This is a genomic window from Comamonas sp. FG99, from assembly GCF_057808605.1.
The window spans coordinates 49,589-63,695 of record NZ_JBMDII010000013.1; the positions used below are offsets into that span (position 1 = coordinate 49,589).

The 14,107-nt window shown below is 70.5% G+C and carries 12 protein-coding genes; 7 read left to right on the plus strand and 5 right to left on the minus strand.

What is annotated here, in order from left to right:
* Positions 1-93 precede the first annotated feature (93 nt).
* Both ACODRX_RS10855 and ACODRX_RS10860 read right to left on the minus strand, forming a co-directional pair.
* Positions 94-2,466, minus strand: a complete 2,373-nt coding sequence (locus ACODRX_RS10855) for a xanthine dehydrogenase family protein molybdopterin-binding subunit (protein ID WP_488871504.1) — start codon at positions 2,464-2,466, stop codon at positions 94-96.
* Positions 2,467-2,478: 12 nt separating this feature from the next.
* Positions 2,479-2,976: a (2Fe-2S)-binding protein gene (locus ACODRX_RS10860; RefSeq protein ID WP_488871505.1), complete on the minus strand. Its 498-nt coding sequence runs from the start codon at positions 2,974-2,976 to the stop codon at positions 2,479-2,481.
* A 164-nt stretch (positions 2,977-3,140) separates the two neighbouring features.
* Between ACODRX_RS10860 and ACODRX_RS10865 the strand changes: the two genes are divergently transcribed.
* Complete coding sequence (locus ACODRX_RS10865) at positions 3,141-4,217, plus strand: GAF domain-containing protein (RefSeq protein ID WP_488871506.1); 1,077 nt, start codon at positions 3,141-3,143, stop codon at positions 4,215-4,217.
* Complete coding sequence (locus ACODRX_RS10870) at positions 4,202-4,321, plus strand: helix-turn-helix domain-containing protein (protein WP_488871507.1); 120 nt, start codon at positions 4,202-4,204, stop codon at positions 4,319-4,321. Before ACODRX_RS10865 ends, ACODRX_RS10870 begins: the two co-directional genes overlap by 16 nt.
* A 6-nt stretch (positions 4,322-4,327) precedes the next feature.
* On the opposite strand, the gene ACODRX_RS10875 is transcribed toward ACODRX_RS10870, so the two are convergent.
* Positions 4,328-5,233 carry a LysR family transcriptional regulator gene (locus tag ACODRX_RS10875; protein ID WP_488871508.1) on the minus strand — a complete coding sequence of 302 codons (906 nt, stop codon included), beginning with the start codon at positions 5,231-5,233 and terminating at the stop codon, positions 4,328-4,330.
* An 18-nt stretch (positions 5,234-5,251) separates the two neighbouring features.
* Here ACODRX_RS10875 and mdlC point away from each other — a divergent pair, with 18 nt between their 5' ends.
* The 5 genes from mdlC (at position 5,252) to ACODRX_RS10900 (ending at position 11,639) form a co-directional block, all read left to right on the plus strand.
* Positions 5,252-6,925, plus strand: coding sequence for a benzoylformate decarboxylase (mdlC, locus tag ACODRX_RS10880; protein WP_488871509.1), 1,674 nt, complete (start codon positions 5,252-5,254; stop codon positions 6,923-6,925).
* 2 nt (positions 6,926-6,927) lie between these two features.
* Positions 6,928-7,878: a ketopantoate reductase family protein gene (locus ACODRX_RS10885; RefSeq protein ID WP_488871510.1), complete on the plus strand. Its 951-nt coding sequence runs from the start codon at positions 6,928-6,930 to the stop codon at positions 7,876-7,878.
* Between the two features lie 23 nt (positions 7,879-7,901).
* Positions 7,902-8,873 carry a Bug family tripartite tricarboxylate transporter substrate binding protein gene (locus ACODRX_RS10890; protein WP_488871511.1) on the plus strand — a complete coding sequence of 324 codons (972 nt, stop codon included), beginning with the start codon at positions 7,902-7,904 and terminating at the stop codon, positions 8,871-8,873.
* 18 nt (positions 8,874-8,891) lie between these two features.
* Entirely contained in the window at positions 8,892-9,899 is a 1,008-nt protein-coding gene (locus ACODRX_RS10895; protein WP_488871512.1) for a Bug family tripartite tricarboxylate transporter substrate binding protein, read from the plus strand.
* 288 nt (positions 9,900-10,187) lie between these two features.
* On the plus strand, positions 10,188-11,639 hold the full coding sequence (locus ACODRX_RS10900) for an aldehyde dehydrogenase (RefSeq protein ID WP_488871513.1): 1,452 nt from the start codon (positions 10,188-10,190) through the stop codon (positions 11,637-11,639).
* Between the two features lie 3 nt (positions 11,640-11,642).
* Here ACODRX_RS10900 and ACODRX_RS10905 read toward each other — a convergent pair whose 3' ends face one another.
* A complete protein-coding gene (locus ACODRX_RS10905) occupies positions 11,643-12,623 on the minus strand; it encodes a porin (RefSeq protein WP_488871514.1) in 981 nt (326 codons plus the stop codon).
* A gap of 409 nt (positions 12,624-13,032) precedes the next feature.
* Positions 13,033-14,097: a homocysteine S-methyltransferase family protein gene (locus ACODRX_RS10910; RefSeq protein ID WP_488871515.1), complete on the minus strand. Its 1,065-nt coding sequence runs from the start codon at positions 14,095-14,097 to the stop codon at positions 13,033-13,035.
* Between the last annotated feature and the right edge of the window lie 10 nt (positions 14,098-14,107).

Sequence of the window (14,107 nt, forward strand, 5' to 3'; positions counted from 1 at the left end):
CCAGCGGCGGACGCCCAGCAAGGGCCGCCCCGCAGCGGAGGCGTCGTCCCCCTCCCGCGCGAAGCGCCAGAGAGGGGGAAGCGGCGCAGCCGCTCAGGGGGTGCTGCCCTGGATCGCGTTCCACACACGGCCGGGCGATGCGGGCATGTCGAAATCCTGCACGCCCAGCGGCTGCAGCGCGTCGAGCACGGCATTGATCACCGCCGGCGGCGAACCTATGGCCCCCGCCTCGCCGCAGCCCTTGGTGCCCAGCGGGTTGTGGGTGCAGGGCGTGCAGACGGTGCCGAGCCGGAACATGGGGAAGTCGTCGGCGCGCGGCATGGCGTAGTCCATGAAGCTGCCGGTGAGCAGCTGGCCGGTCTCGCGGTCGTAGACGCAGTTCTCCAGCAGCGCCTGGCCTATGCCCTGCACCAGCCCGCCATGCACCTGGCCCTCGACGATCATCGGGTTGATGATGGTGCCGAAGTCGTCCACCGCGCTGAAGCGGTCCACCCGCACCTGGCCGGTGGCGGGGTCGACCTCGACCTCGCAGATGTAGGTGCCGGCCGGGTAGGTGAAGTTGGTCGGGTCGTAGAACGCGGTTTCGTTCAGGCCCGGCTCCAGCGTGTCCAGCGGGTAGTTGTGCGGCACGTAGGCGGTGAGCGCGACCTGCGCGAAGGGCAGCTTCTTGTCGGTGCCGCGCACGGTGAACTCGCCATCGGCGAAGTCGATGTCGGCGTCGCTGGCCTCCAACAGGTGGGCGGCGATCTTCTTGGCCTTGGCCTCGATCTTGTCCAGCGCCTTCATGATGGCCGCGCCGCCCACGCTGATGGAACGCGAGCCGTAGGTGCCCATGCCGAAGGGCACGCGGCCGGTGTCGCCATGCACCACGTCGACGTTCTCCACCGCTATGCCCAGCCGCGCCGCCACCACCTGGGCGAAGGTGGTCTCGTGCCCCTGGCCGTGGCTGTGCGAGCCGGTGAACACCGTCACGCTGCCGGTGGGGTGCACGCGCACCTCGCCGGCCTCGAACAGGCCGGCGCGCGCGCCCAGGGCGCCCGCCACGTTGCTGGGCGCCAGGCCGCAGGCCTCGATGTAGCTGCTGTAGCCGATGCCGCGCCTCAGGCCCCTGGCCTCGCTGGCCTGGCGGCGGGCGGCGAAGCCGGCCACGTCGGCCAGCTGCTCGGCCTGGTCCATGCAGGCGTGGTAGTCGCCCACGTCGTACTGCAGGGCCACCGGCGTCTGGTAGGGGAACTGGGTGATGAAGTTGCGCCGCCGGATCTCGGCCTGCGACAGGCCCAGCTCCCAGCCGCAGCGGCTCACCAGGCGTTCGAGCAGGTAGGTGGCCTCGGGCCGGCCCGCGCCGCGGTAGGCATCGACCGGCGCGGTGTTGGTGAACCAGGCATCGACCTCGACATGGATCTGCGGGCAGGCGTACTGGCCGGCCAGCAGCGTGGCGTAGAGGATGGTGGGGATGGCGGTGGAGAAGGTGGACAGGTAGGCGCCCAGGTTGGCGTCGGTGTGCACGCGCATGGCGAGGAACTTGCCGTCCTGGTCCATCGCCATCTCGGCGTGGCTGACGTGGTCGCGGCCGTGCGCGTCGCTCAGGAAGGCCTCGCTGCGGTCGGCCGTCCACTTGATGTTGCGGTTGAGCTGCCGGCTGGCCCAGGTGAGGGCCACGTCCTCGGCGTACAGGTAGATCTTGGAGCCGAAGCCGCCGCCCACGTCGGGCGCGATCACGCGCACCTTGTGCTCGGGCAGGCCGAGCACGAAGGCGGTCATCAGCAGCCGCTCCACATGCGGGTTCTGGTTGGCGACGTAGAGCGTGTACTCGTCGGCGCCGCGGTTGTAGCTGGCCACCACGGCGCGCGGCTCCATGGCGTTGGGAATGAGGCGGTTGTTGACCAGGTCGAGCCGGGTGACATGCGCGGCCTGGGCAAAGGCGGCATCCACGCCCGCCTTGTCGCCGATGGCCCATCGGTAGCAATGGTTGTCGGGCGCGATGTCGTGCAGCGCGGGGCCGTTCTTCGCATCGCTCACCGCCACCGCGGCGTCGAGCATCTCGTAGTCCACCTCCACCGCCTCGGCCGCGTCGCGCGCCTGCTGCAGCGTCTCGGCCACCACCATGGCCACGTGGTCGCCCACGTAGCGCACCTTGCCCTGCGCCAGGATGGGGTGGGGCGGCTCCTTCATCGGCTCGCCGTTGGTGGAGGTGATGAGCCAGCCGCAGGGCAGGCCGCCCATCTTGCCCTCCACATCCTGGCCGGTGAAGACCCGGATCACGCCGGGCATCTCCGAGGCCAGCCTGGTCGATATGCTCTTGATCGCCGCATGCGCATGCGGCGAGCGCACGAACACCGCATGCGCCTGGTGGGGCAGCACGATGTCGTCGGTGTACTGGCCCGCGCCGGTGAGGAAACGGTAGTCCTCCTTGCGCAGCACCGCCTCGCCGATGTGCGGCAGCTTGGAAAAATCGGTGGCACCCATGGTGATTTCTCCTTATTTGCCGGCCATCGCGTGGCCCGCCATCGCGGCCTGGCCCTTCTGGACGGCCTTGACGATATTCTGGTAGCCCGTGCAGCGGCACAGGTTGCCTTCAAGCAGCTCGCGGATCTGCGCCTCGCTGGCCTGCGGATGCTGGCGGCACAGGTCGACCGCGCTCATCACCATGCCCGGCGTGCAGAAGCCGCATTGCAGGCCATGGCACTCCTTGAAGGCCGCCTGCATCGGGTGCAGCGTGCCGTCGGCCTGCGCCAGGCCCTCGATGGTGGTGATCTCGGCGCCTTCGTGCTGCACGGCCAGCGTGTTGCAGGCCTTGATCGCGCGGCCGTCCACCATCACGGTGCAGGCGCCGCACTGCGCGGTGTCGCAGCCCACATGGGTGCCGGTGAGCTGCAGGTGCTCGCGCAGCGCGTGGACCAGCAGCGTGTTGGGGGGAACATCGACGGCCTGCGCCTGGCCATTGACGGTGAATCGCACGGTGAATCGCATTTGCATCGTGGGGTCTCCTTGGGCGGCGGCTTCTATCGAGCCTGGACTCCTGCATTGTTGGAGCCGCCCCGCCCCGGCGGCCTAGGGAAATCCCTGGGCCGATTGCGCCGCGGGCCGGAAATTCTCAAAATGGGACACTCGGCCCCGCCCCACAACGACACCACGCCCCGATGAATCCCGCCACCGACACCCTGGCCCGGCAGCGCCTGCTGCAGATCGAGCGCGCGCGCCATGCGGTGATGGACGAGGGCCGCTCGCTCACCGATGCGCTGGTCGAGGCCTGGTATGCGCAATCACAGCCCCCGGGCCAGGGCGAGCAGGCCTGGATCACCCGCTCGTGGCAGCGCTGCCTGGCGCAGGGCCGCCGGCCCGGCCAGCGCCTGGCCTTCGAGCTGGTGCCGGCCGCGGCCCTGCGCCGCCACCAGGAGGCCAACCATGCGCTGATCCAGGCCGCGCGGCCGGTGCTGGAGCGCCTGTGCCGCGCCATCGCCAGCACGCGGTATTTCGCCATCCTCACCAATGCGCAGGGCACGGTCATCGAGGTGGGCGGGCCGGTGGACCGGTCCGATCCGCGCGCCGAGGCCATCGCCCGCGTGGGCGTGGATCTGTCGGAGCGCAGCATAGGCACCTCGGCCATAGGCGCGGCGCTGGCCGAGCGCCATCCGGTGTGGCTGCACCGCGGCGAACACTTCTTCGACGACACCTCGGCCTACAGCTGCGCGGGCGCGCCGCTGTTCGGCCCCGACGGGCATTGCGTGGGCATGCTGGATTTGACCGGCATCGACGCGCTGGAGCGCCCCGAGCTCAAGCACCTGGTGGCGCAGTCGGCGCGCAGCATCGAGAACGCGCTCACGCTGGCGCGGCCGCACCGGCTGCTGCTGCACCTGAACTGGCCCGGGCGCCTGGGCAGCGACGATGCCGACGGCCTGGTCTGCCTCGATGCCGACGGCCTGGTGACCGGCGCCAACCAGGTGGCGCGCCAGATGCTGCCGGCCCTGATGCCCCCCCCACAGCTGCCACAGCCCCCCCGGCGCCGGCCGGCGCGCCGCTGCACTGCGACGAGCTGTTCGCCGCGCCGCACCGCATGCTGTTCGACGCCGCGCGCCAGCATGGCAGCGATGCGCCGCCGCTGGACCTGCCGCTGTGGTCGGGCCTGCGCCTGCATGCCCGGCCGGTGCTGGCCGGCGCCGCGCACGCGCTGGCTGCGGGCGCCCGCGCGCCGCTGCGCGACATGGAGATCGCGCTGATCCGCCAGGCGGTGGCCGCTGCGCACGGCAACGTGATGGAGGCGGCGCGCACGCTCGGCATCAGCCGCGCCACCGTCTACCGCAAGCTGGGGCGCCGGCCCTGACCGCTGCTAGCCGCGCTGCTGGAACAGCTCCTGCACCAGCGCCCGCAGCCACAGATTGGCTGGCTCCTGGGCGAAGCGCCAGCTCCAGTGCAGCGCCACGTCGAAGCCCTTGTCCGGCAGCTCGGCCTCCACCGCCGCATAGCCGCCCTGGGCGACGAACGCGGCCGCGATCTCCGCCGGCATGATGACCGCCAGGTCGGTCTGGCGCACGATGGACGGCACCGCCATGAAATGCGCGGCCGACAAACGCACCCGCGCCTGTAAATCCAGCGTGCGCAGGATGCGCAGCGTCTGCGAATGCGAGCGCACCGCCACGAACTCCAGCCGGCGCAGCCGGGCCAGGCTCAGCCGGCGCACGCCCGGCCCCTGCAGCAGCGGGTGGCCGGCGCGCAGCAGCAGCTTGTAGTGGTCGGCCAGCAGCACCAGCCGCTGGGTGCGCGTGACGCCGGGCAGAAAGCCGATGGCCATGTCCAGCGAGCCGCGGTCCAGCGCATCGGCGATCTCGTCCATGGGCACGGGCAGCGTCTCCAGCTGCACGCGCGGCGCCCGCTCGTGCAGCGCCTGCATCAGCGGCGGCAGAAAGCGCGCCTCGCCGATGTCGCTCAGATGGATGCGAAAGCGCTTGCCGCCCGCCTGCGGATCGAACTCCTGGGCCTCGGCCAGCGCCACCTCCAGCGTGGCCAGCGCCGCACGCACCGACTGCGCCAGCCGCTCGGCGCGCGGCGTGGGCCGCACGCCGCCGTGCATGCGCTCGAACAGCGGATTGCCCAGCAGCTGGCGCAGCCGCGTCACCGCCTGGCTGGCCGCGGGCTGCGACAGCCCCAGCTCATCGGCCGCGCGGCTGACGCTGCCGTGGCGGAACACCGCGTCGAACACCCGCAGCAGGTTCAGGTCCAGGCCGGATATATCCATGTGGCGAATATCTCTTAGATGGTTTATTCAATTGCTGGAAATTATCGCGCACCGCAAGATGCGCTCCATTGCATCCAGGAGAGCGCCTTGCACACCCCTTCGAGTTCCCCACCCGCCCACACCGTGCGCCATGCCGTGATCGCCATGCTGCGCGCGCTGGGCATGACGCGCATCTTCGGCAACCCCGGCTCCACCGAGCTGCCGCTGTTTCGCGACTACCCGGAAGATTTCTCCTACGTGCTGGGGCTGCAGGAAACCGTGGTCGTCGGCATGGCCGACGGCTATGCCCAGGCCACGCGCCGCGCCAGCTTCGTGAACCTGCATTCGGCCGCCGGCGTGGGCCATGCCATGGCCAACATCTTCACCGCCAGCAAGAACCGCACGCCGATGGTGATCACCGCCGGGCAGCAGGCGCGCTCGCTGCTGCAGCTCGACCCCTTCCTGCACTCGCGCGACGCCACCGACCTGCCCAAGCCCTATGTGAAGTGGAGCTGCGAGCCCGCCCGCGCCGCAGACGTGCCGCAGGCGCTGGCGCGCGCCTACTACATCGCCATGCAGGAGCCGCGCGGCCCGGTGTTCGTCTCCATCCCGGCCGACGACTGGGACCAGCCCTGCGAGCCCATCGCGCTGCGCCATGTGGGTTTCGAGGCCCGGCCCGACGCCGCCACGCTGGCCCTGATCGGCGAGGCGCTGGATGCGGCGCAGCGGCCCGCCCTCGTGGTGGGCGCCGCGGTGGACCGCGCCCAGGCCTGGGATGCCGTGGTGGCGCTGGCCGAGCGCCACCAGGCCCGGGTCTACGTGGCGCCCATGAGCGGGCGCTGCAGCTTTCCCGAAGACCACCCGCTGTTCGCCGGCTTCCTGCCCGCGATACGCGAGCGCATCGTGGAGCTGCTGGACGGCCACGACATGATCTTCGCCCTGGGCGCGGCCGCCTTCACCTACCATGTGGAGGGCGCCGGGCCCTTCATCCCCGCGGGCGCCCGGCTGTTCCAGCTCATCGAAGACCCGGCCATCGCCGCCTGGGCGCCGGTGGGCACGGCCGCGGTGGGCAATGTCCGCCTGGGCGTGCAAGAGCTGCTGCAGCGCCCGCAGGCGGTGCAGCGCAGCGCGCCCGCGCGCCGCCCCGCCCCGCCCATGCCCGCGCCCCCCGCGCCGGGCGAGCGCATGTCGGTGGCCTTTGCGATGCACACGCTCGCCGGCCTGCGCGATCCGCACAGCATCATCGTGGAAGAGGCGCCCAGCGCGCGCGCCACCATCCAGGCCTACCTGCCCATCCTGCACAGCGCCACCTTCTACACCATGTGCAGCGGCGGCCTGGGCCATGGCCTGCCCGCCGCGGTGGGCGTGGCCCTGGCCAAGCCCGGCAGCAAGGTCATCGCGGTGATCGGCGACGGCTCGGCCATGTATGCCATCCAGGCGCTGTGGAGCGCGGCCCAGCTGCGCCTGCCCATCACCTTCGTCATCCTCAAGAACCGGCGCTATGCGGCCCTGCAGGACTTCTCCAAGGTCTTTGGCTACCGCGACGGCGAGAAGGTCGAAGGCACCGAGCTGCCCGACATCGACTTCGTCGCGCTGGCCCGGGGCCAGGGCTGCGACGGCGTGCAGGTGGCGGACGCCGCGCAGCTGGCCCGGGCGCTCGGCGAGGCCATGGCCCATCCGCGCCCCATGGTGCTCGAAGTGGAGGTGGCCTGAGCATGCCCGGCACACCGCACTCTCAAGCCCGGGGCAGCGCCATCGGCATACTGGGCGCCGGTGCCATGGGCACCCTGTTTGGCGCGCGGCTGGCGCAGGCGGGCATCCCGGTCACCCTGGTCGATGTCGATCCCGGCCTGCTGCAGGCCATCCGCGAGCATGGCGTGCACTGCGAAACCGAGCACGGCCAGCTGCATGCCCGCGTACAGGCCGCGCTGGCCGGCGAGCTGGCCGAGGGCCCCGGGCGCTGGCTGGTCTTCACCAAGGCGGCGCATACCCGCAGCGCGCTGCAAAGCATTGCCCACCTGAGCGGCCCCGACACACTGTTCCTGAGCCTGCAAAACGGCATAGGCCACATCGAGACGCTGCACGAATTCGCCGCCGCCAGCCGGATCGCGGTGGGCGTGACCACCTGGCCCGCCCGGCTGCTGGGCCCGGGCCGGGTCGGCTCGCAGGGCAGCGGCGCCATCCGCTTCATGCCCCGCAGCGGGCAGGCCAGCCCCGGCTTCCAGGCGCTGTGCGACGACTTCAACCAGGCGGGCCTGCACTGCGAGATCGACCCCCAGGTGGAAACCGCCATCTGGGAAAAGCTGGCCTTCAACGCGGCCTTCAACGGGCTGTGCGGGGTGACGCGGCGCACGGTGGACGGGCTGGACAACCCCGATGGCCGCGCGCTCATCCACGAGGTGCTGGCCGAAGTCTCGGCGGTGGCGGCGGCCAGCGGCATCGCGCTGGACGCGGCGCGCCTGCAGGCCACGGTGGAGAACGCACTGCGCCACCACATCGGCCACCAGCCCTCGATGCTGCAGGACCTGCTCGCGGGCCGCGCCACCGAGACCGACTCCATCCACGGCGCGGTGGTGCGCAGCGGCGGGCGGCACGGCATCGCCACGCCCGTCACCCGCACGCTGCACCGGCTGGTCAGCCTTGCGCAGCAGCGCATGCCCGAGTAAGCAAACGACAACACGGAGACAAGATGCGCAGAACCTTTCTCAAGGCCGGCACCGCCTGCGGAGTGCAGATGCTGCTGGGCGGCGCCCATGCCCAGCCCGCTGCCGGCAAGCCCATGGAATGGGTGGTCGGCTTTGCCGCCGGCGGCGGCTCGGACGCGGTGGCGCGCGGCGTGGCCGAAACCTGGGCCCGGCAGATCAAGCGCAGCATCGTGGTGATCAACAAGCCCGGCGCGGGCACCAACATCGCGGCGGAATACGTGGCACGCTCGCGCGACTACGGCAACATCGTCTTCACCGCCGACTTCGCCACCCTGGCCGCCAACCCGTACCTGTTCCCCAAGCTGGCCTACAACGCCGAGCGCGATTTCGTGCCCATCGGCCTGCTGGCGCGTTTTCCGCTGCTGCTGGTGGTGGGCAAGCAGCTGCCGATCCATGACTTCCAGGAGTTCAAGGCCTGGGCCCGGGCGAATCCGGACCAGCTGAGCTACGGCTCCCCCGGGCTTGGCACGCCGCACCACCTGGCCATGGAGCTGCTGGCCCAGCAGATGGGGGTCAAGATGACCCACGCGCCCTACCGCGGCGCCGGCCCGGCCATGCTCGACATCATTGGCGGGCAGCTCCCCTTCATGCTGGTGGACAGCGCCGCCGGCATGCCCCACATCGCCGCGGACAAGGTGCGCGTGATAGGCGTGGCCAGCGCCCAGCGCCTCAAGAGCCTGCCTCAGGTGCCCACGCTGATCGAGCAGGGCGTGGCCGGCTTCGAGGCCTTTGCCTGGCAGGGCCTGGTCGCGCCCCGGGGAACGGACGAGGCCACGGTGCAGCGGTGGTCCGGCACCCTGCAGCAGGCGCTGAACACGCCGGCGGTGCAGGCCCGCTTCGAGGCGCTGGCGCTGGAGCCGCTGCCCAGCACGCCCGAGCGCATGCGCGAGTTCTGGCTGGCCGAAAGACAGCGCTGGGGCCAGGTCATCAAGACCGCGGGCATCCGGCTCGACTGAGCACAACGAGGAAAGCCCATGCCGACACCCTTCTTCCTTCGCCGCACCCGGCTCGCCCAGGGCGCGCTTGCGTTCCTGTGCGTGCTTGGCGCCGCGCTGGGCCTGGCCCCGGCGCTGCATGCCCAGCCATGGCCGCAGCGCCCGGTGCGCCTGATCGTCAACTTCGCCCCCGGCGGCGCGGCCGACGTGATCGCCCGCGCGATCTCGCCCACCATGAGCCAGGTGCTGGGCCAGAGCGTGGTGGTGGACAACCGGCCCGGCGCGGGCGGCAACATCGGCATCGGCGAAACCGTGCGCGCCGCCAAGGACGGCTACACGCTGCTGCTGAGCTCGGGCGGCGCCATCAGCATCAACCCGCTGATCTACCGCAAGCTGCCCTTCGATCCGGAGAAGAACCTGGACCCGGTGGCCGCGGTGGCCCGCGTCCATGTGTTCCTGGAAACCAATCCCAAGCTGCCGGTGGCCAGCGTGCAGGACTTCATCCAGTACCTGCGGGCCCACCCCGGCACGCTGTCCTACGGCTCGCCGGGCCCGGGCAGCTCGCCTCACTTGGCGGGCGAGATGTTCAAGCGCGCCGCCGGGGTCGATGCCGTGCATGTCCCCTACAAGGGCGCCGGCCCGGCGCTGACCGACGTGCTCAGCGGCCAGCTGCAGTACTGGTTCGACCCCGGCCCGGGCCTCAAGCAGGTCGAGGCGGGCAAGCTCAGGCTGCTGGCGATCGGCAGCCCCCGGCGCTCGCCGCTGTATCCCCAGGTGCCTACACTGGCCGAAAGCGGCCTGCCCGGCTTCGATGCCGACACGCTGTTCGGCATCTACGCGCCGGCCGGCACGCCCACGCCGGTGGTGCAGGCGGTGCGCGCCAGCGTGCTCAAGGCACTGGAGCAAAAGCAGGTGATCGAGATGATCCAGGGCCTGGGCGCCACGCCCGAGCCGCACATGAGCCGCCAGGAGTTCGTGGAGCACCATGCCCGCGAACGCGCGCGCTTTGCGCCGCTGATCCAGGAGATCGGCCTGAAAGTGGACTAGGGCCTGTTCACACAAAGCACGGGGATCGCGTTGAGTCCTCTTGGGATGGGCTGCAAGGCGCTGGCCCGCAGCAAGGTAGGTACCTTGCAAGAGACAGCAACGCAGCAGACCGCCCAAGAGGGCTCAACCCTTCGGGCAAGTGCGGCAGGGCCGCCACTGCGTCGTTACGCTCCTTGTGCGGGTGGGCACACGCACGGCGTCGCGTGCCTAGCATTGACAGCCCTGTCGGGCTTGCGCGACCCCGTATTGGTGTGAACAGGCCCTAACGGATTGAAAAGGACAAGCACAATGATCGAACAGAACATGCTGATCGGCGGCCAGGCCTGCCGGGCCGGCAATGGCGCGAGCTTCGAGCGCCGCAACCCGCTCGACGGCACGGTGGCCACGCGCGCGCCGGCCGCCACCGTGCAGGATGCGCTGCGGGCCTGCGCGGCCGCGGCGGCGGCCTTTCCCGCCTGGGCCCAGCTTGGCCCGGGTGCGCGCCGCGCCCTGCTGATGAAGGCCTCGCAGGCGCTGCAGGCCAAGGGCGAGGCGATTGCCGCGGCCATGGCGGCCGAGACCGGGGCCTCCGGCATCTGGGCCGGCTTCAACGTGCAGCTGGCCAGCGGCATGCTGCTGGAGGCCGCGGCGCTGACCACGCAGATCGGCGGCGAGATCATCCCCTCGGACGTGCCCGGCAGCCTGGCCATGGCCGTGCGCCAGCCGGCCGGCGTGGTGCTGGGCATCGCGCCCTGGAATGCGCCGGTGATCCTGGCGGTGCGCGCCATCTCCACCGCGCTGGCCTGCGGCAACACCGTCATCCTCAAGGGCTCGGAGCTGTGCCCCGCCACCCACGGCCTCATCATCGAGGCGCTGCAGGACGCCGGCCTGCCGGCCGGGGTGGTGAACTTCGTGACCAATGCGCCCGAGGACGCGGGCGCGGTGGTCGAGGCCATGGTCGCCCATCCGGCCGTGCGCCGCGTGAGCTTCACCGGCTCCACCCGCGTGGGCCGCCTCATCGCCCAGACCTGCGCCCGCCACCTCAAGCCCGCGCTGCTGGAGCTGGGCGGCAAGGCGCCCTTGATCGTGCTCGACGATGCCGACCTGGATGCCGCCGCCCACGCGGCCAGCTTCGGCGCCTTCGCCAACTCGGGCCAGATCTGCATGTCCACCGAACGCATCATCGTCGATGAGACCGTGGCCGAAGCGTTTATCGCCAAGCTCGCGGCGCGCGCCCGCGCGCTGCCGCTGGGCGATCCGCGCCAGGGCCCGGTGGTGCTGGGCTCGGTGGTCGACATGGCCACCGTGGAGCGCTGCAACGCGCTGATCGACGACGCCGTGGCCCTGGGCGCCAGCATCGTCTGCGGCGGCAAGGCCGGCAACACGCTGCTGCCCGCGACCCTGCTCGACGGCGTGACGCCCGCGATGCGCATCTACCGCGAAGAGAGCTTCGGCCCGGTCAAGGCCATCGTGCGGGTGCGCGGCGAGGAGGAAGCGATCGCCTGCGCCAACGACAATGAATTCGGCCTGTCGTCAGCCGTGTTCACACGCGACACCGCGCGCGGCTGGCGCGTGGCCGCGCGCATCGAGGCCGGCATCTGCCACATCAACGGCCCCACCGTGCACGACGAGGCGCAGATGCCGTTCGGCGGCGTCAAGGCCTCGGGCTACGGCCATTTCGGCGGCCGCCAGGGCATAGACGCCTTCACCGACACCCGCTGGATCACCATGCAGACCAGCGAGCGCCACTATCCATTCTGAGGCTCAGAACGAATGCGCCAGCCCCACGCCGAAGGCGCTGCGCGAGGGCTGCTGGGCGTAGCGCTGGTGCCCCAGGCTGGCATAGGCCATGGTGCGCTTGGACAGCGCGTATTCCGCGCCCAGCGATGCCATGTGGTTGGTGTCGCCGTTCAGGCGCTGGCGCCCATAGCCGGCCTTGAAGGTGGTCGCGCCCATGGCGTAGGTGGCGCCGAGCGCGATCATGTTGGCCTTGTCCGCGCTGTCGCCGCTGCGGGTGCGGTCGTAGGCCAGCATCAGGGCCGCCGCGCCCCAGCGGTACTTGCCGCCCAGGTACAGGTCGGTATCGCCGCTGCCATTGCGCTCGTGCGCCAGCATCGCGGCCACCGGGCCCTGCTCGTAGTTCAGCGATGCCGAATACCCGCGCCCATGGCGCCCCTGGGCCTCGGTGCGCTCGGCCGAGCCGCTCAGGTGGGCGCTGAAGCCGCCCACGCTGGGCGAGTCGTAGTACAGCCCGTTGGTCATGCGCCCGTATTCGGCGGTGCCGTTGTTGCTGGCGCGGTCGGTGGGCGCCAGGTAGTGGGCCATGTGCCAGGCGGGCGAGGCGATGCGGTTGAAGTTGGCCCAGGCATCGAACTTCCACTCCTGCGCCCACATCGCGCTGAGCGCGCGGCCCAGGCGCAGCTGGCCCCAGCTGCCCTTGAGGCCCACGGTGGATTCGTCATGCCAGAACGGCTTGTAGCCATTGCCCTCGGGTGCGCCGCTGCCCATCTCGAAGCGCGTGCTCAGGCGGAACGTGGCCTGCAGGCCGCCGCCCAGGTCCTCGGTGCCGGCAAAGGCGAGGTTGCTGCGCTGGATCGTGCCCAGCTTGGTGGTGTGGTCGTAGTCACGGTACACGCCGGCATCCAGGTAGCCGCTGACCACCACCGTCGACGACTGGGCCGCGGCCGGCCCCGCGGCCAGCGCCAAAGCACAACAAGCAAACATCAAGCCATGGGAAAAACGCATCCTGAAAGACTCCTTTCAACGAGAGGGGGGATGGATGACAGACCGCCGATGCGCGGCACCTTGCCAGGCCGCATCGGCACAACACACTGCCGCAGGCAGCGCAGGAAACGGGGCGCCATCCGGCATGGACGGTCCCCACGAAGGCCCGGGGCATGACGCGCATGGCGAAACATGCGGCATCTGCCAGGCGGCAAGCGCCATCGGGCCCAAAAACAAGGCCTGCGCAGCGGCAGGCCGTGGAGCATTTTAGAAAAGCCGACCGGGATTGGCTATGGGCACAGACCCTGAGTATGCGGCCGGGCAGCGGCAATACATCAAATTGATAGCTTCCAGCGCTTGCAGTACATTGATTTAAAATACTTTTATATCTGAAACCATTACTAACCAAGCGCCGGCAGCTATCGTTTTATCAGGCCTCGGCTGGATAGAACAGCCGGCGCGTGGGCGTGGCCTGCACCGCCTTGGCGATCGCGCCGATGTGCTCGGGCGTGGTGCCGCAGCAGCCGCCGACGATGTTCACCAGGCCCTCGGCCGCGAACTCGTGCACCAGCCGGCTGGTGACCTCGGGCGTCTCGTCGAAGCCCGTGTCGCTCATCGGGTTGGGCAGGCCGGCGTTGGGGTAGCAGCTGATGAAGGTCTCGGGCGCGGCCTTGTTCAGCTCCTGCACGTAGGGGCGCATCAGCGCCGCGCCCAGCGCGCAGTTCAGCCCGATGGACAGCGGGTTGGCATGGCGCACGCTGTGCCAGAAGGCCGTGACCGTCTGGCCCGACAGGATGCGGCCCGAGGCGTCGGTCACCGTGCCGCTGATCATGATCGGCAGCAGCTGGCCGCTTTGCTCGAAGGCCTCGTCCACCGCGAACAGCGCGGCCTTGGCGTTGAGCGTGTCGAAGATGGTCTCGACCAGGATCACGTCGGCGCCGCCCTCGATCAGCGCCAGCGTCTGCTCCAGGTAGGCCTGGCGCAGCTGCTCGAAATTCACGTTGCGCGCGCCGGGGTCGTTCACGTCGGGGCTGATGCTGGCCGTCTTGGGCGTGGGGCCCAGGGCACCGGCCACGTAGCGTGGATGGCCGGGCGTGCTGTACTTGTCGCAGGCCGCGCGCGCCAGCCGGGCGCTCCTGAGATTCATCTCGCGCGCCAGGTCGGCCATGTGGTAGTCGTCCTGGGCGATGGTGGTCGCGCCGAAGGTATTGGTCTCGATCAGGTCGGCGCCGGCCGCCAGGTATTTTTCGTGGATGTCGCGGATCACGTCGGGGCGGGTGATCGACAGCAGCTCGTTGTTGCCCTTGACGTCGTGCGCAAAGTCCTTGAAGCGCTCGCCCGCGCCATCGGGGCCGGCATAGCCCTCGCCCCGGTACTGGGCCTCGCCCAGCTTGAAGCGCTGGATCATGGTGCCCATGGCGCCGTCGAGGATGACGAGGCGCTTGGCAAGGATGTCGGGAAGCTCTTTGGCGCGGGTGTACTGGGGCAGGCTCATGGGCTGCGAT